The following is a 938-nucleotide window of genomic DNA, read 5'->3' on the forward strand; positions in this document are numbered from 1 at the left end:
TGCGTGGGGTGGTGCGGGGGTGGTGGCCGGCTGCTGGGAGGTGTCGGCCTGTGCGGGGGTGGGTTCGGTGGGTTGGGTCAGGACGAAGGCGGCGGCGGCTCCGGCCAGGGCGACGGCGGCTACGACGCCGGCGGTGATGGCGGTCTGCTTGCCGGGGGACCTGGGTTTGACGGCGGCGGCGCCTGCGAGGGTTGCGGTGCCGGCGGCGCCGGTGAGGTAGCCGCCTGCCAGGAGGTGCTGGCCGGCCTCGCGCAGCATCCAGGAGACCTCGCGGACGTCGATGAACGCGCGGGTGCAGTCGGTGCAGGTGTCGATGTGGCCCTCGACGCGCTTCTGGCGGCGGGGCAGCAGGCGGCCTTTGAGGTAGTCGTGCATCGCGGCGCGGGTGGTGCGGCACTCGGGGACGTTCACGTCGCGGGCGTGGGCGGCGGCGAACCCGGCGGCGAGGCGTTCCTCGGCCCGGCGCAGGCGCATGGTCACCGCGTGGGGGCGCACGCCGAGGTCGTCGGCGATGTCGGTCACGGCCCGGTCGTGGACGTGGCGTTCGAAGAGGATCTTGCGGTCGTCGTCGGCCAGGGTCGCCAGGGCCGAGCGGAGCATGGCCACGTCCTGGGTGCGTTCGGCGGTCAGCTCGGCGCCGTCGACGGTGGGGGCCAGGTCGGCCAGGGCGGTGTCCTCGACCGGTTGGGCGCGGCCTGCTTCGCGGGTCATGGAGATGGCCTCGTTCAGGGCCGCGCGACGCCAGTAGGGGGCGGGATCCTGGATCGTGCCGCCGGAGGAGACCAGCCGGATCATCTTCTCCAGGGCGCGGCTGGTGGCTTCCTCGGCGTCGATGCCGGGCACCCGGGCCGCGACGGAACGCACGACGTTGGGACGATGAACGACCCAGTCGTCGAGACCGATCTCCGTCACCGACACGCGCACTTCCCCCTTGACAT

1 protein-coding gene is annotated in these 938 nt (G+C 73.3%); it reads right to left on the reverse strand.

Annotation, left to right across the window (positions count from 1 at the left end; all coding sequences use genetic code 11):
- The coding region (locus tag D1350_RS23420; protein WP_164545306.1) for a zf-HC2 domain-containing protein at positions 1-918 on the reverse strand (918 nt) is incomplete at its 3' end.
- Between the last annotated feature and the right edge of the window lie 20 nt (positions 919-938).

Source organism: Antribacter gilvus, from assembly GCF_003946865.1.
GTDB classification, from domain to species: Bacteria; Actinomycetota; Actinomycetes; order Actinomycetales; family Cellulomonadaceae; genus Antribacter; species Antribacter gilvus.